Source organism: Flagellimonas maritima, from assembly GCF_003269425.1.
Taxonomy (GTDB): domain Bacteria; phylum Bacteroidota; class Bacteroidia; order Flavobacteriales; family Flavobacteriaceae; genus Flagellimonas; species Flagellimonas maritima.
In genome coordinates this window covers 3,390,567-3,409,100 of sequence record NZ_CP030104.1, presented here as the reverse complement: position 1 = coordinate 3,409,100, position 18,534 = coordinate 3,390,567, and the positions used below count along the sequence as shown (strand labels likewise).

Here is an 18,534-nt window from a genome sequence, read left to right as displayed (position 1 = left end):
TTTTCAGTTATTGGATATTAGTATTGAGATATGAGACATTAGAATTGAGTTTTAGATGCTATAAACATATACTCATTACTTACAGCTCAATACTTACTACTATATATCTAAAGCATTCCCTTTGTACTTGGCAAGATCATTTTCTCAACATCTCGCTTCACGGCCATTTTAATCGATTTTGCGAATGCCTTGAATATAGCTTCAATTTTATGATGCTCGTTCGTTCCTTCTGCTTTTATATTAAGGTTCGCTTTGGCTCCATCCGTAAAAGATTTAAAGAAATGATAAAACATTTCTGTAGGCATGTCGCCTACTTTCTCTCTTTTAAAATCGGCGTTCCAAACCAACCAATTGCGACCGCCAAAATCTATGGCTACCTGTGCCAAGCAATCATCCATTGGCAAACAGAAGCCATAGCGTTCTATTCCTAATTTATTTCCCAACGATTTTGAAAAAACTTCGCCCAATGCAATTGCAGTATCTTCAATAGTATGATGTTCATCCACATCCAAATCACCGTCGACTTTGATTTCCAAGTCCATTTGCCCATGCCGAGCCAATTGATCCAACATATGGTCAAAAAAAGCCAACCCTGTCTTGATATCGCTTTTGCCCGAGCCATCAAGATTTAGTTTAATCTCAATATCAGTTTCATTGGTTTTTCTTGCTATCCGCGCTACCCGATTTTCCAATTTTAAAAACTCATATATTTTTTCCCAATCATTGCTCTCTAGAGCAATAAAATCGTTTAAAGCTTCTTGCGCCGTTGTAATCTCATCTGTTCCCAAATTCGTTTGATCGTTAATAAAAATTCCTTTTGCACCAAGATTTTTTGCCAACTCTATATCCGTTAAGCGATCTCCTATTACAAAAGAATTTTCTAAATCATAAGTTTCTGAAAAATAATCGGTTAACAAACCAGTACCAGGTTTTCGGGTATTGGCGTTGTCTTTTGGAAATGTTCGGTCAATAAAAACTTTATCGAAAACGACACCTTCATTCTCAAAGGATTTTAGAATGAAATCATGTACGGGCCAAAATGTTTCTTCAGGAAAAATATCCGTGCCTAAACCATCTTGATTTGTAATCATAACCAGTTCATAATCCAGTTCTTTTGCAATTTTTCCAAGAAAGGTAAACGATTTCGGATAAAAAATCATTTTCTCGAAAGCATCTATTTGCTCGTCAGCAGTTTCTTTGATAATCGTTCCGTCCCTATCAATAAAAAGTACTTTTTTGCCCATTATTCAATTTCTTTTAAAATTGCTATCAATTTCCTGTTCTCGTTTGGTGTGCCAACGGTAAATCTGAGCGTGTTTTCACATAAAGGTTGGTTGCTTCTGTTCCTGACCACAATTTTTAATGCCAACAGCTCTTCATACCTTTTGTTTGCATCATCAACTTTCGCCAAAACAAAATTGGCATCTGATTTATAAATGTGTTCCACAAAACTTAGCTGTTCCAATTCTTTGGTTAGGATATTGCGTTCAATAAGAATTTTCTTCACTTCTTCTTGAACCAGGGTTTCGTCCAAAACCCGTTTCAATGCTTGGTATTGCGTAAGTTGATTTACGTTGTACGGTGGTTTGATTTTGTTTAAAATCCCAATGATTTCTTCGGAAGCATAACAAATTCCCAACCGAATCCCTGCCATACCATAAGCTTTGGACATCGTTTGCGTAACGATAAGGTTAGAATATTTATTTAACGATTTGACCCAGCTTTTTTCCGATGAAAAATCCACATAAGCTTCATCTATGACCACTATTCCTTGAAAGTTAGTCAACAATTTCTCGATTTTCTCTAGTGAGAATGCATTGCCCGTTGGATTGTTGGGAGAACAAATAAAAATAATTTTTGATGATTTATTGACCGTATTCAAAATTTTGTCTACATCAGGTTCAAATCCCGTTGTTAATAATACCTCCTTATTTTCTACGGCATTGATTCCAGACAATACCTTGTACATTCCATAGGTAGGTGGTAGCGTGATAACATTATCTTGATTTGGTTCGCAAAAAGCCCTGAAAATTAAATCCAATACTTCATCGCTTCCGTTGCCCAATAGGATATTCTTTTCCGATACTTGTTTTTCCTCGGATAAGAGTGTCTTTAAACTTCGTTGTTGCGGGTCCGGATACCGATTTAAACCATTTTCGAAAGGGTTTTCGTTGGCATCTAAAAAAATCATTTCAGAACCATCCGAAACATATTCGTCCCTGGCCGAAGAATATGGTTTTAAATCCTTTACGGTATCCCTAACTAAATCTTGTATATTGAACGTGTTCTTCATTGTATCAAAACCGCAACTTTATTTTATTTGGAACGCAGCCTAAAATCCTGGCTATGTCACTGATTCTTTAAACTATCCAATCTAAGTGTAACGGCATTTTTGTGTGCCTGTAATCCTTCTGCTTCTGCCATTAATTCGACAGCCTTACCAATACCTAAAATACCTTCTTTTGATATTTTTTGAAAGGTCATGCTCTTCATGAAACTATCCAAGTTTACACCGCTATACTGTTTGGCATATCCGTTTGTCGGTAAGGTATGGTTGGTGCCAGAAGCATAATCACCAGCACTTTCGGGAGTATAATTCCCTATAAATACCGAACCTGCATTTATTGTATTCTGAATATAGAAATCTTCATCGGCAACACAGACGATATAATGTTCTGGACCGTATTCATTGATGATGTCTACCGCTACTTGATTGTTTTCGACTAAAATAAGTCTACTATTTTCAATCGCACGTTTGGCAATTGCCTTGCGGGGCAGTGCTTCTAGCTGTATGCCAACCTCCTTGCCGACTGCATCCAGTAGCTGTTCTGAAGTAGAAACCAAAACAACCTGACTATCCGTACCATGTTCCGCTTGACTCAATAAATCAGAAGCCACAAAGGCTGCCTCGGCAGAATCATCGGCTACGACCAGTAGTTCGCTGGGACCTGCAGGCATATCGATGGCCACTCCATATTTGGTTGCCAACTGTTTAGCTACTGTAACGTACTGATTTCCTGGACCAAATATTTTATATACGCTTGGAATGGACTCAGTGCCAAATGTCATCCCCGCAATGGCCTGTATGCCGCCAACCTTAAAAATTTGGGTCACCCCACATAATTGTGCCGTATATAAAATTGCCGGATGTATTGCTCCATTCTTATTTGGTGGAGTACACAGTACAATTTCTTCGCAACCTGCAATTTTTGCAGGAACGGCGAGCATCAGAATGGTAGAGAACAAAGGGGCCGTACCCCCTGGAATATACAACCCGACTTTTTGAATAGGTCTTTTTTCCTGCCAGCAAGAAACTCCCGGCATGGTTTCCAATGCTGTTTTCCCTGTTTTTTGGGCGGAATGAAATCTTTCTATATTGTTTTTTGCCAGAGATATGGCTTGTTTTAAATCTTCTGAAACCAAATCAGTAGCTTCAAGTATCTCTTCTTCTAAAACCTTAAAATCTGTAATGGCAACCCCATCAAATTTTTGGGTGTATGTTCTTAGTGCTTGATCTCCTTCATTTTGAACTTTCTCAAAAACCTCGTCAGCAATCGGTTCTAAGGCATCAAATGTCTGTGTAGGCCTTGAGAGAATTTTAGGCCATTCCGACTTATCTGGATTTTTATACTTTTTCATATTCCCGAACTTTTTTTGAAGAAGAAAAACTCATCTCACACCTCTATGTTTCGTTACAATAGTCGTTTTGCAAGTCATGCTGAACTTGTTTCAGCATCCCACAACAATTTCAATATATTGATTTTATGATGTGACCCAGAAATAAATTCTGGGTAACGGTTACATTACGATAGGACATAGATAAATTTAATCTTAACTGATTCATTTCTTACTTTGTATTTCCAACTTAGTATCTCTGCCTCGTACTTTTAGATTACCATTTTTTCTATCGGGCATACCAGAATACCTTCTGCACCAGCTTCTTTCAACTCATCGATGACCTCCCAAAAAGTATCTTTATTTAGAACCGTGTGTACGGAACTCCATCCTTCTTCCGCCAAAGGAAGCACGGTTGGACTTCGCATGCCTGGCAATATGGATATGATTTCATCCAACTTGTCATTTGGAGCGTTGAGCAATATATATTTATTATTTCTTGCCTGTAGCACTGATTTTATTCGAAATTGTAGCTTTTCGAGAATAACGGTACATTCTTCAGAGATTTTTGGGGAAACCGCCAATACCGCTTCACTTTTCAATATAACCTCGACCTCCTTTAAATTGTTCTTGAACAATGTACTTCCGCTTGAAACGATATCACAGATACCATCGGCCAGTCCAATATTCGGAGCTATTTCTACAGAGCCATTAATAATGTGAAGGTCAGCGGTAACTCCCTTGGATTTTAGGTAATCCAATACCGTATTGGGATATGAAGTAGCGATACGCTTACCTTCAAAATCTTTGACAGAGTTGTACTTAGTGGATTTTGGAACCGCTAAAGAGACCCTGCATTTTGAAAAACCAAGTTTTTCAACGATTGATATATCCCTTCCTTTCTCTATTAATACATTTTCTCCAAGCACAGCAATGTCAACAATGCCATCCCTTAAATATTGTGGTATATCACCATTCCTAAGGTAAAGAACTTCCAAAGGAAAATTACGGGCCGTAGCTTTGAGTTGGTCTTTTCCATTATCAATGGAAATGCCACAGTCTTTTAAAATTTTTAGGGAGTCTTGGTTTAAACGCCCACTCTTTTGAACAGCAATTCTAATTTTAGTCATTATTACAAATTTTGTTTGGTTTCCAAACAGGCACAAAAATAAAACCCGCTTGATTTCTCAAACGGGTTTAGAATATATTTTAAAAACAACAATACATTTCTATCTCGCCTGAGTGCAAGGATAAAAATGGTGATGTGTGTTGTTATTTCTCATTTCGATATCAAAAGTAAAATTTATTTTTATATCAAAAAAGGTTTATTTAGTTATTTCCCAATATCAAAGGTAATCCAGAGTCTCCGCTACCAACAATGACCACTTTTGAATTTGGGGATTTTGAAAGTTCCAGAGTAGCATCTATTCCTTTATCTTGAAGTATCTTATCCGTTAGTGAGGCACTTAGAATTCGGTTGGCGTCCGCCTTACCCTGTGCTTCAATGGTTACTTTTTCGGCCTCTTTCTTAGCAGTTACCAGACGAAATTCATATTCCAATGATTCTTGTTCTTGTTTTAATTTGCGTTCTATTGCCTCTTTGATAGTTGGGGGAAGCGTGACATCCCTAACAAGCACTTCGTTCAATTGAATATACTGCCCATCCACAATTTTCTTTGTTTCTTCAAAAATTTCTTGTTGAATGGCATCTCTTTTACTGGAATACAATTGTTCTGGAGTATAACGCCCCACAACACTTCTTGCAGCTGAACGAATAGTTGGAAGAAGTATACGATCCACATAGGATTCCCCTTTTTCTTGGTGCAATCTTCCCAAATCCTCAAATTTTGGCTGAAACCATGCGGAAGCATCCAGTTTTATTTCCAATCCGTTTGAGGAAAGCACTTGCATTTTTTCAAAAACTTCTTGTTGCCTTACCTCATATATATAGACCCGGTTCCAAGGAGCCACAATATGGAACCCTTCACCAAGTGCTGGCTTGTCCGTTACCACACCGCCGCCAAAAGTCTTGTACAAAACCCCGGCTTCACCAGAGCCTATGGTTACGGCCGACTTTGAAATTAAAATAATCAATACGATAATGACCGCTATTACAGGTAAAGCAATCTTTGGTAATCTATCCATGTGTTATGTTTTATATTAGTCCGTTATATTTCCTGATAAACCACTCCAATGAAAGCGTTGCTATTATAAAGCCCAAAAGCAGTCGAAAATCGATTAAAGATACGACATTTTGCTTGCTCTTTTGAATAGGTACGAACTGCTCCGATGTTGACAAATGATCTATCAACTTATCAATTTCAATGGGAGTATATATTTTTCCATTTGTCCTTACCGAAAGCCTGTTCAGTTTTTCATAATTGGAAGATAGCAGTTGTTTTTCCAGATTAAAATCGAGAATCTTGAATTTACCGGAACGTTTTATATTTTCACCTTTAACGGTAGCCGTAAAGTTATATGCTCCAGCTTGTAAATTGCTTAAATCAGCTTCAAAAAAAGAACCTTTTAAAAGCATGGGATATTCTCTGGAAAAGTCATTATCAATCCCTTCAATTTTAATATTTATGTTCGCGTTGAAATCAAAGCTATAGCTTTTATCATAGTAAGCACCCCTAATCCTAGCTAAACTTGCATTGTCAAAAATCAACTTATAGTCGAGTTCCAATCTGCTTCGTTGATTATTGGCTGCCAAATAGCGCATGAGTGTTCCCATAAAATTGTCAAAAGCTTGGAAGTTTTGGTCATTGCGATATGTTTGGGCCCTCCATTTCCAAATATTCTCTCCAAAAAGAACAGCTTCTTTTTGTCCATCTTCTGTTAAAAATGAAAAGAGAGGCTTGCTCAAGTCCACTCCCTTAATTTGTTGAAACAGCAATGTTTCAGCATTTTCATTCATTTGTATGTCACCCAAACCACTCTCGAGGGGCGGAAATCCGGCCACATCAAAATTTTCAATATTAAATATATTGAATGCACTATTTAAGATAGGCTGTACATCTTCACTCTGGTTAAAATTTTCTTTCGAAAAACTTTGCTGTATTTGATTTAGAAAATTCCAATCAGTATTACTTCCGGTAATTGTAAAAAAATTTGTCTTTGTTTTCTTTACTGATTGGTAGATGTTCTTGAATTTGCTATTGGGTTGGTAGAATATAAAAATATCAATTTCGTTTAAATTGGCTATCGGTGTATTCGGTTTGAATATCTTGACCTTCCTTTGTTCGTTGGCTTCAATAGATTTTTTCAACGTGCCAATATCAGGATGAACGATGTCGGATACAATAGCTATAGTAGTTTTTTCATCAATGACCTCAATCGCCGTTTCCTTAATATTGTTAAATTTGTTCTTTTCATTTTCCAACGGCTGCACCGCTACCATTATTGATTGAACACCAACCCTTGTCGCCTCCACCAAGGTATTTATCGATCTACTGTTTTGGTTTGGGCCAAATTCCAGATTTTCTTGGTAAACCCTTCTGCCGTTCACAGAAATAGTTACGCTTCTTGAAATTGATTTTGAACCTTTGTATTGAATTGTTGCCTCAATGGGAAACTTGTTTTTTAAAAATGCGTAGGTATTGCTATTAACCAAACCAACTGAAATATCCTCAAAAGCAGTGGTGTCGCCAACTACAATGGGATATACTGAAATGTTCTTGTTCAAATCAATGTAATCATAGTCTCTGCCCAACGTTTGATTTCCATCAGTAGGAATGATTACAGACGTGCTCCTGTTGGAAAAGATTTCAGCTATTTTAGTAAGGGCATTTGAAATGTCCGTATTCTTTTGTCCAAAACCCACGGAATCTGTCTGATGGATATTGACTCCAAAGGAATATTGCTGTATGGAAAACCGATTGTTTAGATCATCATTTTTAACGATGGCATCGATTTTATTTTGCATTGAGAACCCATCCGAAGCATTTTTCATGGACTCGGAGTCATCTAGCAGAAGTACCAAATTTGCTTTTTCTAGATAGTAATCCCGCTTGGTGAGTTTTGGATTTATAAGAAGTAAAAGTGAAGCGAACAGTACAAAAAAACGTAATGTGGCCAAAACCCATCTTAAGGAACCGTGTCTTTTGTTCTTATAAAAATACTGGTAAAATACGATGGATAGCGCTACTATTGCTGCTAAAATTATAAGGAGTAAAGTGCGTATTTCCATTCATTTTTAGGTTAGCATTCCGCCATCCACGTTCAGAACTTGACCCGTTATATAAGCCGATAGGTCAGAAGCTAAAAATACACAAGCATTTGCAACGTCTTCAGGACTTCCTCCCCTTTTTAAAGGAATTGCATTCCGCCAGCCCTGTACCGTTTTTTCGTCCAGTTTATCCGTCATTTCCGTTTCAATAAAACCTGGGGCAATGGCGTTGCAACGTATATTTCTAGAACCTAGTTCCAAGGCTACGGATTTTGAAAATCCAATCATACCCGCTTTGGATGCAGCGTAGTTGGTCTGCCCTGCATTTCCTTTCACTCCTACTACACTGCTCATATTGATTATGGAACCTTTCCGCTGTTTTAACATGGTACGCTGGACAGCTTTGGTCATATTAAAAACAGACTTTAGATTGATTTCTATTACCATATCAAAATCTTCTTCGCCCATTCGCATCAAAAGATTGTCCTTGGTGATTCCTGCATTGTTAATCAGTACATCAATACTCCCAAAATCTTCCAGTACATTTTTCACCAATTCTTCGGATTCCGAAAAACTAGCTGCATTACTTTTATAGGCTTTGGCATTGACTCCCATTTCAGTAAGCTCACGTTCCAATTCTAAAGCGGGTGCTTCGCTGGAACTATAGGTAAAAGCAACGTTAGCTCCGTGATTTCCAAATATTTGGGCTATACCCTTTCCAATTCCCCTGCTCGCTCCTGTTATAATTACGTTTTTACCTTCTAAAAGTTTCATGTCTTTCCAAGTTTTTTGAATGGCCTTTGACCAAATATAGTTTTTGTTTTGTGTATTGGACAAAAAAATCCCGCATAGCACGGGATTTATAATACTTTTAACGGTTGGTTATCCTATAACCTCTTTTACCTTCACTCCAATTTTTGCTGGAGAATCTACTACGTGTATCCCGCATTCTTGCATGATACGCTTTTTGGCTTGTGCAGTATCGTCACTTCCGCCAACAATAGCACCGGCATGGCCCATAGTCCTCCCCGCAGGTGCAGTTTCGCCAGCTATGAAACCAACAATTGGTTTTTTGCTTCCACTTTCTTTGTACCATTTTGCAGCATCAGCTTCCAATTGACCGCCAATCTCACCGATCATTACCACACATTCTGTATCTGGGTCGTTTATTAAAAGTTCTACGGCTTCTTTTGTGGTTGTCCCTATAATGGGGTCTCCGCCAATTCCAATGGCAGTAGTGATTCCGAGTCCTTGTCTAACGACCTGGTCTGCAGCCTCGTATGTTAACGTACCTGATTTAGAGACGATGCCTACGTTACCTTTTTTGAATACAAATCCAGGCATGATACCAACTTTTGCTTCATCTGGGGTTATAACACCTGGACAATTTGGTCCAACAAGTGTACAATCCATATCTTTTATATAGTTATTCGCTTTGACCATATCAGCAACGGGAATACCTTCCGTAATTGTAATAATCACTTTGATTCCTGCACTAGCGGCCTCCATAATGGCATCAGCAGCAAAAGCGGGCGGTACAAAAATGATAGTAGTGTCAGCCTTTACTTGTTCAACCGCATCTTCAACGGTATTGAATACAGGTTTCCCCAAATGTTCTTGACCTCCTTTTCCCGGTGTTACGCCACCTACCACATTGGTCCCATACTCAATCATTTGACCGGCATGAAACGTACCTTCACTTCCTGTAAAACCTTGGACAATTATTTTTGAATCTTTGTTGACTAGAACACTCATATTTTTAGTTTATTGTAAAAGGCAAAAATATACTTTTACCCCTGATTTTTAAAGTAAATTAATTGCTATTTCCCTTAGCTTTTTTAAGCAACGATGGAATGCTTTTAATAATTGACAATTCTTTCATTTTTGCCCTCGCTTCTCCAGCCGGACTTCCAAAATAGTTTTTTCCGCCTTCCAAACTTCCTGCAACACCTGATTGCGCATAAACGACCGCTCCTTTGCCAATGGTTATTCCGCTGATAACACCTACTTGCCCCCAAAGCGTAACTTCATCTTCAATAACAACGCAGCCCGCAATACCTGTATGGGAGGCAATCAGACATTTTTTACCAATAATGGTATCATGCCCAACCTGTATCTGGTTGTCCAATTTAGAACCTTCCCCAATGATTGTGTTTGCAGTTACGCCCCTATCAATAGTACATGATGCTCCTATATCTACATTGTTACCAATAACAACACTCCCACCCGACTTTAATTTATCAAAACCTTCTTGTCTCTTTTTATAATAGAAGGCATCCGCGCCGAGCACTGTACCACTATGAATGGTCACATTATTTCCGATGGTACAATTATCATAAATGGATACATTGGAATGGATAATACAACCACTTCCAATTTTTACATCATTACCAATAAAGACATTGGGCTGAACAATTGTTCCTTCTCCTATTTGTGCAGTTTTCGCAATTGCGCTATTCGCACTATTGAATGGCCTAAAAAATTGGGTGAGTTTATTGAAATCCCTAAAGGGGTCATCTGAAATCAATAATGCTTTACCAGGCGGGCAATCTACTTTTTTGTTAATGAGCACGATGGTTGCCTTGGAATGGATTGCCTTATCATAATATTTTGGATGGTCCACAAAAACAATATCCCCATTTTCCACCACATGGATTTCATTCATTCCAAAGACTGGAAAATCTTCATCTCCAATATATTCAGAATCAATGATCTTTGAAATTTCTTTTAGGGTATAAGGTTTTGGGAATTTCATTTAATCCTACTCTTTTACCCTTTCCATATAATCACCCTTCTCTGTGTCCACTTTGATTTTGTCCCCTTCATTAATGAACAAGGGAACATTTACTCGGGCACCGGTTTCCACTTTTGCCGGTTTTGTGGCATTGGTAGCTGTATTTCCTTTAACACCAGGTTCCGTATGTGTGACTTCCAAGATTACGCTAGCGGGCATGTCGACGGAAAGCGGCATGTTGTCCTCTGTGTTAAAAAGAATGGTCACTACCTGACCTTCCTTCAATAAGTCAGGTGCATCCAAAGAACTTTTCTGCAACGAAATCTGATTGTAATCATCAGTATTCATAAAGTGAAACGTATCACCCTCAGCATATAAATATTGGTATGAACGGGTCTCAACCCTTACGTCTTCTATTTTGTGACCTGCGGAAAACGTATTGTCAATAACTTTCCCCGTAGTGACGCTTTTAAGTTTTGTCCTTACAAAAGCTGGTCCTTTGCCCGGTTTTACATGAAGAAATTCCACTATTTTAAAAATATCATGATTGTATCTAATGCACAATCCTTTACGTATATCTGAAGTACTTGCCATAAATCTAATTTGAACTAAAATATCCTTTCATTATTCCACGCTGCGAATCCCTGATAAACTGAAGTATTTCATCGCGCTCGGGGGTTGCCTCCATCTCAGCTTCTATTATGGATGCTGCCTGTGAGTTATTATAATTTCTTTGGTAAAGTATACGATAAATATTTTGGACTTCTCTAATTTTTCCCGCTTCAAAACCTCTTCTTCGCAGCCCTATGGAATTTATACCTACATAAGAAAGTGGCTCCCTTGCCGCCTTTACAAATGGAGGAACATCTTTTCTAACCAGAGAACCTCCTGTTACAAAGGCATGATTCCCTATTGAAACGAACTGGTGTACAGCGACCATTCCGGCAAGTACAACATTGTTGCCAATGGTAACATGACCTGCCAATGTGGAATTATTGCTGAAAATACAGCCATCTCCTATAAAACAATCATGGGCTACATGGCAATAGGCCATAATCAAACAGTTTTTACCAATGACAGTTTTCATACGGTCTGACGTGCCCTTGTTTATGGTAGCACATTCTCGTATGGTCGTATTATTTCCTATATGAACCGTAGTCTCCTCACCCTTATATTTTAAATCTTGTGGAGTTGCAGAAATTACCGCACCTGGAAAAATATTGCAATTCTTTCCTATTCTGGCACCTTCCATTATAGTTACATTGGAACCGATCCAAGTTCCTTCACCAATGGTGACGTTGTTATGAATTGTTGTAAATGGTTCAATCACCACGTTTTTGGCAATCTTAGCTCCAGGATGAACATATGCAAGAGGTTGGTTCATTTATTACTAAATTATTATTTTGTTTTTACGATTTGGGCCATTAATTCAGCCTCTGATACCAATTTCCCATTTGCATATGCATAGGCTTGCATGTGACAGATTCCTCGTCTTATGGGTGATATTAAATCGCATTTAAATATTAATGTGTCTCCAGGAACAACCTGTTGCTTGAATTTTACATTATCTATCTTCATAAAAAAAGTAAGATAATTTTCTGGGTCAGGAACAGTACTTAATACCAAAATTCCACCTGTTTGGGCCATGGCCTCAACTTGCAAAACACCTGGCATTACAGGGGCGCCTGGAAAATGGCCTACAAAAAAAGGTTCGTTCATGGTGACATTCTTGACACCTACAACATGAGTGTCTGATAGCTCCAAAATCTTGTCAACCAATAAAAACGGAGGCCTGTGCGGCAACATTCCCATTATTTTGGTCACATCCATTAAGGGAGTTTGGTTCAAATCATAACTTGGTACCTTGTTTCTTTTTTCTATTTTGATGATTTTAGAAAGCTTTTTGGCAAACTGTGTGTTTACGTAATGTCCAGGCTTGTTCGCGATGACTTTTCCGCGAATTCTTGTTCCCGCAAGCGCCAAATCTCCTACTACATCCAACAATTTATGACGAGCGGCCTCATTTGGATGGTGCAATGTCAAGTTATCCAGAATACCATTGGGTTTTACGGAAAGCTTCTTTTTGTCAAATGCCTTTTCCAATTTTTTCATGGTGGATTCCGATATTTCCTTATCTACATAAACAATTGCATTATTGAGGTCTCCTCCTTTTATAAGCCCGTTTTCCAAAAGCATTTCCAATTCATGGAGAAAACTAAAAGTACGTGCATCGGCTATTTCATCTTTAAAATTTGAAATATTTTCTAGCGTGGCATTTTGTGTGCCAAGAACCTTAGTACCAAAATCGACCATAGTGGTCACTTGATATTTGTCTGAAGGTATTACAGTAATTTCGCTGCCGGTTGCTTCATCTTTATATGAGATGACGTCTTTTACAATATACTCCGACCTATCATGTTCCTGTTCCACTATGATGGCTTCTTCAAGTGCTTTTACGAAAAACTTTGATGATCCATCCATAATTGGAGGTTCAGGAGAATCCAATTCAATTAAAATGTTATCTATACCCAAACCAACCAATGCTGCAAGCACATGTTCTGAAGTTTGGATTTTGACTCCATTCTTTTCCAAATTTGTGCCACGTTGAGTATTTACCACATAATTGGCATCCGCCTCTATTATAGGTTCACCTTCAAGGTCTACCCGCTTAAATGCAAAGCCGTGATTTTCCTTTGCGGGAACAAACGTCATGGTAACGTTCTCGCCCGTATGCAATCCTACTCCTGTTAGCGTGACCCGATTTTTAATTGTTCTTTGCTTAGTGCTAATTTTTTCCACCCTCAACTTTTTTTTCTATGTTGGAGATTTTATCTACCAGTTTTGGTAAATTTTTAAAATGTACGTATGATTTATTATAGTCACCATAATTTAATGCTGGTGATCCTTGAAGTACTTCATCATCTTTTACGTTTCTACCGATGCCGGACTGTGCTTGGATCTTAACCCTGTCACCAATAGTAATATGGCCAACTATACCAACTTGCCCTCCAATGAGACAATTTTTGCCAATTTTCGTGGAGCCGGCAATTCCAGTTTGTGCTGCAATTGCAGTGTGTTCACCAATCTCAACATTATGTGCTATCTGAATTTGATTATCCAATTTTACACCTTTCCTAAGCATGGTTGATCCTAATGTAGCCCTATCAATAGTAGTTCCTGCACCTACATCTACGTTATCTTCTAAAATTACGTTCCCTGTTTGTGGTACTTTAGTGTATTCCCCTTTATCGTTTGGGGTAAATCCAAATCCATCAGCTCCAATAATTGCACCACTGTGAATAACGCAGTCATTCCCTATGATTGATTCAGAATAAATTTTTGCCCCTGCAAAGACAACGACATTATTTCCAATGGTTACGTTATCACCTATATATACGTTAGGATATATTTTAACATTTTTTCCAATTTCCACATTGTCGGCCAGGTATGAAAAAGCGCCTAAATAAAACCCTTCGCCATATACTACACTTTCAGCTATAAAAGAAGGAGATTCAATGCCTATTTTATTGTTCTTTACTTGATTGTAATACTCCAACAACTTAGAAAAAGATTTGTAAGCATCCTCTACTTTAATCAATGTAGTGGATATAGACTGTTCTGGAACAAAATCCTTGTTTACAATGGTTATTGAAGCTTTTGTGGAATATATATATGATGTATATTTTGGATTTGCCAAAAAGGTTAAAGAACCTGTTTCGCCTTCTTCGATTTTAGAAAGCTTATGAACAGCAATCTGAGGATTTCCGTCAACTTCTCCCTCTAAAATTCCTGCAATTTGGGTAGCTGTAAATTTCATTTCTGCAAAAGTAACAAAATTTGTTAAACGGTTTCTTTTGGGTAGCAGCTATAATATTTCGTGACTGTTTTGGACAGTGCCTTTAAACTCAGTTGGTCAGATTCTTTGAGAACATCCGTTACCTTGCCGTTTTTTTTAAGGATGTTTATAGCTTGTTCGTCATTATTATACGCTTTGTTTGATATTTCTCCTTTAAAAACAAAGTATGATGCTTCTTTGTTCGAAATAGCATAGAAATCCGCTACTTTTTTGAGTTTTAAAAGGATTTTATCAGGCTCTATGGTCCTGTTCTTTATTTTAACATTCAATAACTCTCTATTCAAGATCATTTTGCACAACTTGGAAAGAACAAAATCGCTATGGAATTGCCAAGATTTAATGGCGCTTAAAATATCGATGTCATCCAACCTAGAAAACTTTTCAAGTATTTGTGGGCCAAAAGAAATGGTTTCATCCTGTTTTAAAAAGAATAGGAAAGCATCAGTTCCTTCCAATTCTTGCTTCATTGATATGAGTTCCCGTGCTCTCCGCATGATTCGAACCAATATCTGTTCTGCAGCAAGACTTGTTTTATGCAAATAAACTTGCCAATACATAAATCTCCTTGCCATCAAGAATTTTTCGACCGCATAGATTCCTTTTTCTTCCAAAACTAAATTGCCGTCTACAACATTGAGCATGGAAATAAGCCTTTCAGAGTTGATGTTGCCTTCCGTTACCCCGGAATAAAAACTGTCCCTTTTTAGATAATCCAATCGATCCATATCCAGTTGACTTGATACCAATTGATTCATAAACGGTTTATGGTACTCCCCCTTAAAAATTGAGATAGCGGTTTCTAGACGTCCTTCAAATTTTGTATTGAGGTCGATCATGAATTCCAATGAGAGCCGCTCATGGTTTAAATCGTTTATTATAAAGCCTTCAAGTGCATGGGAAAAAGGACCATGACCAATATCGTGCAATAGAATTGCACAAAGCAAACCCGTTTCTTCATCATCTGTAATAGGAATTTCTTTCCATTTTAGCACCTGAATTGCCTTTGTCATCAAATGCATGCTGCCCAATGCATGATGAAATCTTGTATGGTGCGCACCGGGGTAAACCAGATAGGACATCCCCATTTGCGAAATCCTGCGGAGTCTTTGAAAAAAAGGATGGGCTATAAGACTAAAAATAAGTTCGTTTGGAGTTCCAATAAAACCGTAAATTGGATCGTTGAAGACTTTAAGCTTGTTGGTTAAGACCAATGAAGTTTGTTTTAATTCCACAAAGATAACTACTATATGAACAAGATAACAATTCTGTGGGTCGATGACGAGATCGACCTCTTAAAACCCCATATTCTATTTCTTGAGAAAAAAAACTACAAGGTAGTAACGAGCCAAAGTGGGCAAGATGCACTTGAGGAGATAAAAAATACTTTTTTTGATATAGTTTTTTTAGACGAAAATATGCCCGGTATTTCTGGTCTTGAAACCTTGACCGAGATAAAGAAATATGATGCTTCCATACCTGTTGTAATGATTACAAAAAGTGAGGAAGAATTTATAATGGACGAAGCCATAGGCTCTAAAATTGCAGATTATTTAATAAAACCTGTTAATCCCAATCAAATACTGCTATCCCTAAAAAAGAGTCTGGACAACTCAAGATTGGTTTCAGAGAAAACAACTTCCAATTACCAACAAGAGTTCCGAAAAATAGCTATGGATTTATCCATGGTAAATAGCCACGAAGAGTGGGCCGATCTATATAAAAAACTCATTTACTGGGAAATGCAACTCGAAGAGATAGAAGATTCAGGGATGTTCGAGATTTTGGAATCCCAAAAAGTAGAGGCAAATGCTCAATTCAGCAAGTTTGTGGATAAAAATTATAGCGATTGGTTTCAAGATAATGATGGCCCTGTAATGTCCCATACACTATTTAGAAAAAAAATTCAACCGGAACTGGAGGGAAACAAGACCTTATTAATCGTTATAGATAATTTACGCTATGACCAATGGTTGGCATTTGAAGAAACACTTTCGATTCATTACAAGAAAAAGCACGAAGCTTCATATTACAGCATTCTACCAACAGCTACCCAATATGCAAGAAATGCCATATTTTCTGGATTAATGCCTTTGGATATGGAGAAACAACACCCAAATTGGTGGAAAAACGACACGGACGAAGGAGGAAAGAATTTATTTGAGGCCGAATTCCTGGGCGCGCAATTAAAAAGGCTAGGATTAGATCTAAAATGGGAATATCATAAAATAAGTAATTTACGACAAGGAAAACATCTTGCCCAGAACTTTAAATCCCAAAAGGACAATGATTTAACCGTATTGGTCTACAATTTTGTTGATATGCTCTCACACTCCAAGACCGAGATGGAGGTCATCAAAGAATTGGCTTCTAACGATAAAGCCTATCGTTCCTTGACATTGAGTTGGTTTAAAAATTCGCCCTTATTGGAAATTATTCAGCAAGCACAGGATATGGGTATGAAATTGATATTAACGACCGATCACGGGACCATTAATGTAAAGCAACCCTCCAAGGTAATCGGGGATCGAGAAACCAGTCTTAATTTAAGGTATAAAACGGGGAGGAGCCTTACTTATGAAAAAAAAGATGTTTTGGAAGCTAAAGACCCCCAAAATGTGCATTTGCCAAACATAAATCTTAGCAGTTGCTTTATTTTTGCCAAGAATGATTTATTTTTCGCATATCCCAACAACTATAACCACTATGTTGGGTATTACAGGAATACGTACCAGCATGGAGGTGTTTCGCTCGAAGAGATCATTGTTCCCTTTATAGTTCTGGACGCAAAATAGACTTGGTTTGAAAATAACATTCACTATAGATGAATTACAGCGCATAGCCAAAAAAATTCTATCAGATACCGATAGCAAGACAATTTGCTTTTATGGAGAAATGGGCGCTGGTAAAACTACCTTGATAAAAGCTTTGGTAAAAGAATTGAAAGGCAGCGATATTGCCAGCAGTCCAACATTTGGTTTGGTAAACGAATACCATGACAAACAAGGGAATCCACTGGCCTATCATTTTGATTTTTATAGAATCCAAAGTGAAACGGAAGCACTTGATATTGGATTGGAGGATTACCTAAATTCAGAGGCATGGCTTTTTATGGAATGGCCAGAAAAAATAAGTTCCCTTTTGCCAGAAAATACTGCATCCATACAATTACAGCTTATCGATGAAAAGACCCGTTCAGTCGAATATAGTGGTTCATAAGACGATTTAAACTTATATTTCTCTAGAATTCGATAAACGGTAAATTCTTCGATAAATGGCATATTTTTAAGATAAAGTGCATTTTTTATCGGTGAAATGCGTCATAGGTCAAGAATTTTTCCTACATTTGTTATCGAAATAAATTGATTTATTAACCGAAAAATTTTTTACGATGAACACTAAAAAAGTTTTTTATGGTTTACTTGCTGTCGCATTTTTGGCAATGACTGCAGTATCCACAACTACAATTGACACGGACTCTTTAGAAGATGCTCCAAGTATTGAAAAAAGTAGAATTAGAAAATTGTAGTATTACTGATTTTAATTTAGGAAATGACCTTATAGCTATAAGGTCATTTCTTTTTTGCAATAAATCCTGCTTTTTTTTGTTATGTTGAGTAATGAGTGATAAAAAAAATATAAAGAAGAAATTTATTATAGAGGGATTATTTGCTATACTAATCGCTGTAACTCCAATAATATTTTATTGGTATAAGTATCTTCCTGCTGATTCTAAAACTTGGTCTTTATTGGCTATTGAATTTGGTGCTAACGGTTTCGATGACATAAGTGAGGCCTTTTATTATTATTGTACAAAAGTCGTTCCATTATTACTACTAATAATTTGGTTTATAACCTGTAAGAACTGGTGGTACTACGCTATACTCATACCTATTGCCATGTACAGTTTTCAATTGTTTGCTGTACTCACCTTTGAATCTAAAATAGTTGACGAAAACGAAATTTTATATGTCATTGCTGTGACAATGGTTGTTGTTCCTGTTGTCTATTTTATAAGGGTCAAATTAGTGGATAAACATGTTCATGGTATTGATTTAAAAGCAATGGATACGGAGCTTCAAATCCTTAAGGAAAAAGAAGAACTCCGGAAAGAGCGCGAGAAACTGGAACAAAGCCAAAAGACCCTTTCAAAAAAAATGTAAA

At 37.4% G+C, this 18,534-nt stretch carries 18 protein-coding genes; 4 read left to right on the top strand and 14 right to left on the bottom strand.

All coding sequences use genetic code 11. The features are described 5' to 3' along the window. Positions 1–107: 107 nt before the first annotated feature. The 14 genes from hisB to HME9304_RS15045 form a co-directional block, all read right to left on the bottom strand. Positions 108–1,244: a bifunctional histidinol-phosphatase/imidazoleglycerol-phosphate dehydratase HisB gene (hisB, locus tag HME9304_RS15110; protein WP_112379372.1), complete on the bottom strand. Its 1,137-nt coding sequence runs from the start codon at positions 1,242–1,244 to the stop codon at positions 108–110. Then, positions 1,244–2,293, bottom strand: coding sequence for a histidinol-phosphate transaminase (gene hisC / locus HME9304_RS15105; RefSeq protein ID WP_112379371.1), 1,050 nt, complete (start codon positions 2,291–2,293; stop codon positions 1,244–1,246). The genes hisB and hisC overlap by 1 nt, the downstream gene beginning before the upstream one ends. Positions 2,294–2,349: 56 nt before the next feature. Then, entirely contained in the window at positions 2,350–3,639 is a 1,290-nt protein-coding gene (gene hisD, locus HME9304_RS15100; protein ID WP_112379370.1) for a histidinol dehydrogenase, read from the bottom strand. 248 nt (positions 3,640–3,887) lie between these two features. Beyond that, positions 3,888–4,745, bottom strand: a complete 858-nt coding sequence (hisG, locus tag HME9304_RS15095; RefSeq protein WP_112379369.1) for an ATP phosphoribosyltransferase — start codon at positions 4,743–4,745, stop codon at positions 3,888–3,890. Between the two features lie 199 nt (positions 4,746–4,944). Next, a complete protein-coding gene (locus HME9304_RS15090) occupies positions 4,945–5,760 on the bottom strand; it encodes a prohibitin family protein (protein WP_112379368.1) in 816 nt (271 codons plus the stop codon). Between the two features lie 10 nt (positions 5,761–5,770). Next, a complete protein-coding gene (locus HME9304_RS15085; protein WP_112379367.1) occupies positions 5,771–7,804 on the bottom strand; it encodes a vWA domain-containing protein in 2,034 nt (677 codons plus the stop codon). Positions 7,805–7,810: 6 nt separating this feature from the next. Next, the gene (fabG, locus tag HME9304_RS15080) at positions 7,811–8,557 is read right to left on the bottom strand and encodes a 3-oxoacyl-[acyl-carrier-protein] reductase (protein WP_112379858.1); all 747 of its coding nucleotides are present in this window, start codon (positions 8,555–8,557) and stop codon (positions 7,811–7,813) included. A 108-nt stretch (positions 8,558–8,665) separates the two neighbouring features. Further along, positions 8,666–9,538, bottom strand: a complete 873-nt coding sequence (gene sucD / locus HME9304_RS15075; protein WP_112379366.1) for a succinate--CoA ligase subunit alpha — start codon at positions 9,536–9,538, stop codon at positions 8,666–8,668. A gap of 58 nt (positions 9,539–9,596) precedes the next feature. Then, entirely contained in the window at positions 9,597–10,538 is a 942-nt protein-coding gene (locus tag HME9304_RS15070) for a UDP-3-O-(3-hydroxymyristoyl)glucosamine N-acyltransferase (protein WP_112379365.1), read from the bottom strand. A gap of 6 nt (positions 10,539–10,544) precedes the next feature. After that, a complete protein-coding gene (gene efp, locus HME9304_RS15065) occupies positions 10,545–11,111 on the bottom strand; it encodes an elongation factor P (protein WP_112379364.1) in 567 nt (188 codons plus the stop codon). Positions 11,112–11,115: 4 nt separating this feature from the next. Next, positions 11,116–11,901, bottom strand: a complete 786-nt coding sequence (gene lpxA / locus HME9304_RS15060) for an acyl-ACP--UDP-N-acetylglucosamine O-acyltransferase (RefSeq protein WP_112379363.1) — start codon at positions 11,899–11,901, stop codon at positions 11,116–11,118. 14 nt (positions 11,902–11,915) lie between these two features. Continuing rightward, the gene (locus HME9304_RS15055; protein WP_112379362.1) at positions 11,916–13,316 is read right to left on the bottom strand and encodes a bifunctional UDP-3-O-[3-hydroxymyristoyl] N-acetylglucosamine deacetylase/3-hydroxyacyl-ACP dehydratase; all 1,401 of its coding nucleotides are present in this window, start codon (positions 13,314–13,316) and stop codon (positions 11,916–11,918) included. After that, positions 13,303–14,334, bottom strand: a complete 1,032-nt coding sequence (gene lpxD, locus HME9304_RS15050) for a UDP-3-O-(3-hydroxymyristoyl)glucosamine N-acyltransferase (RefSeq protein ID WP_112379361.1) — start codon at positions 14,332–14,334, stop codon at positions 13,303–13,305. Before lpxD ends, HME9304_RS15055 begins: the two co-directional genes overlap by 14 nt. A 23-nt stretch (positions 14,335–14,357) precedes the next feature. Beyond that, entirely contained in the window at positions 14,358–15,584 is a 1,227-nt protein-coding gene (locus HME9304_RS15045; RefSeq protein WP_112379857.1) for an HD domain-containing protein, read from the bottom strand. A gap of 36 nt (positions 15,585–15,620) precedes the next feature. Here HME9304_RS15045 and porX point away from each other — a divergent pair, with 36 nt between their 5' ends. The 4 genes from porX (at position 15,621) to HME9304_RS15030 (ending at position 18,533) form a co-directional block, all read left to right on the top strand. Beyond that, positions 15,621–17,165, top strand: coding sequence for a T9SS response regulator signal transducer PorX (gene porX, locus HME9304_RS15040; RefSeq protein WP_112379360.1), 1,545 nt, complete (start codon positions 15,621–15,623; stop codon positions 17,163–17,165). Positions 17,166–17,172: 7 nt separating this feature from the next. After that, positions 17,173–17,589, top strand: coding sequence for a tRNA (adenosine(37)-N6)-threonylcarbamoyltransferase complex ATPase subunit type 1 TsaE (gene tsaE / locus HME9304_RS15035; protein WP_112379359.1), 417 nt, complete (start codon positions 17,173–17,175; stop codon positions 17,587–17,589). Positions 17,590–17,761: 172 nt separating this feature from the next. Beyond that, positions 17,762–17,899, top strand: coding sequence for a hypothetical protein (locus tag HME9304_RS17040; protein ID WP_164674856.1), 138 nt, complete (start codon positions 17,762–17,764; stop codon positions 17,897–17,899). Positions 17,900–17,990: 91 nt separating this feature from the next. Beyond that, a complete protein-coding gene (locus HME9304_RS15030) occupies positions 17,991–18,533 on the top strand; it encodes a hypothetical protein (protein ID WP_112379358.1) in 543 nt (180 codons plus the stop codon). The last annotated feature ends 1 nt before the right edge of the window (position 18,534 follow it).

Excerpts from the sequence above, each read along its gene's own strand:
- hisB (WP_112379372.1), bottom strand. The coding sequence starts at position 1,244 with ATGGGCAAAAAAGTACTTTTTATTGATAGGGACGGAACGATTATCAAA.
- hisC (WP_112379371.1), bottom strand. The coding sequence starts at position 2,293 with ATGAAGAACACGTTCAATATACAAGATTTAGTTAGGGATACCGTAAAG.
- hisD (WP_112379370.1), bottom strand. The coding sequence starts at position 3,639 with ATGAAAAAGTATAAAAATCCAGATAAGTCGGAATGGCCTAAAATTCTC.
- hisG (WP_112379369.1), bottom strand. The coding sequence starts at position 4,745 with ATGACTAAAATTAGAATTGCTGTTCAAAAGAGTGGGCGTTTAAACCAA.
- HME9304_RS15090 (WP_112379368.1), bottom strand. The coding sequence starts at position 5,760 with ATGGATAGATTACCAAAGATTGCTTTACCTGTAATAGCGGTCATTATC.
- HME9304_RS15085 (WP_112379367.1), bottom strand. The coding sequence starts at position 7,804 with ATGGAAATACGCACTTTACTCCTTATAATTTTAGCAGCAATAGTAGCG.
- fabG (WP_112379858.1), bottom strand. The coding sequence starts at position 8,557 with ATGAAACTTTTAGAAGGTAAAAACGTAATTATAACAGGAGCGAGCAGG.
- sucD (WP_112379366.1), bottom strand. The coding sequence starts at position 9,538 with ATGAGTGTTCTAGTCAACAAAGATTCAAAAATAATTGTCCAAGGTTTT.
- HME9304_RS15070 (WP_112379365.1), bottom strand. The coding sequence starts at position 10,538 with ATGAAATTCCCAAAACCTTATACCCTAAAAGAAATTTCAAAGATCATT.
- efp (WP_112379364.1), bottom strand. The coding sequence starts at position 11,111 with ATGGCAAGTACTTCAGATATACGTAAAGGATTGTGCATTAGATACAAT.
- lpxA (WP_112379363.1), bottom strand. The coding sequence starts at position 11,901 with ATGAACCAACCTCTTGCATATGTTCATCCTGGAGCTAAGATTGCCAAA.
- lpxD (WP_112379361.1), bottom strand. The coding sequence starts at position 14,334 with ATGAAATTTACAGCTACCCAAATTGCAGGAATTTTAGAGGGAGAAGTT.
- porX (WP_112379360.1), top strand. The coding sequence starts at position 15,621 with ATGAACAAGATAACAATTCTGTGGGTCGATGACGAGATCGACCTCTTA.
- HME9304_RS17040 (WP_164674856.1), top strand. The coding sequence starts at position 17,762 with ATGAACACTAAAAAAGTTTTTTATGGTTTACTTGCTGTCGCATTTTTG.
- HME9304_RS15030 (WP_112379358.1), top strand. The coding sequence starts at position 17,991 with ATGAGTGATAAAAAAAATATAAAGAAGAAATTTATTATAGAGGGATTA.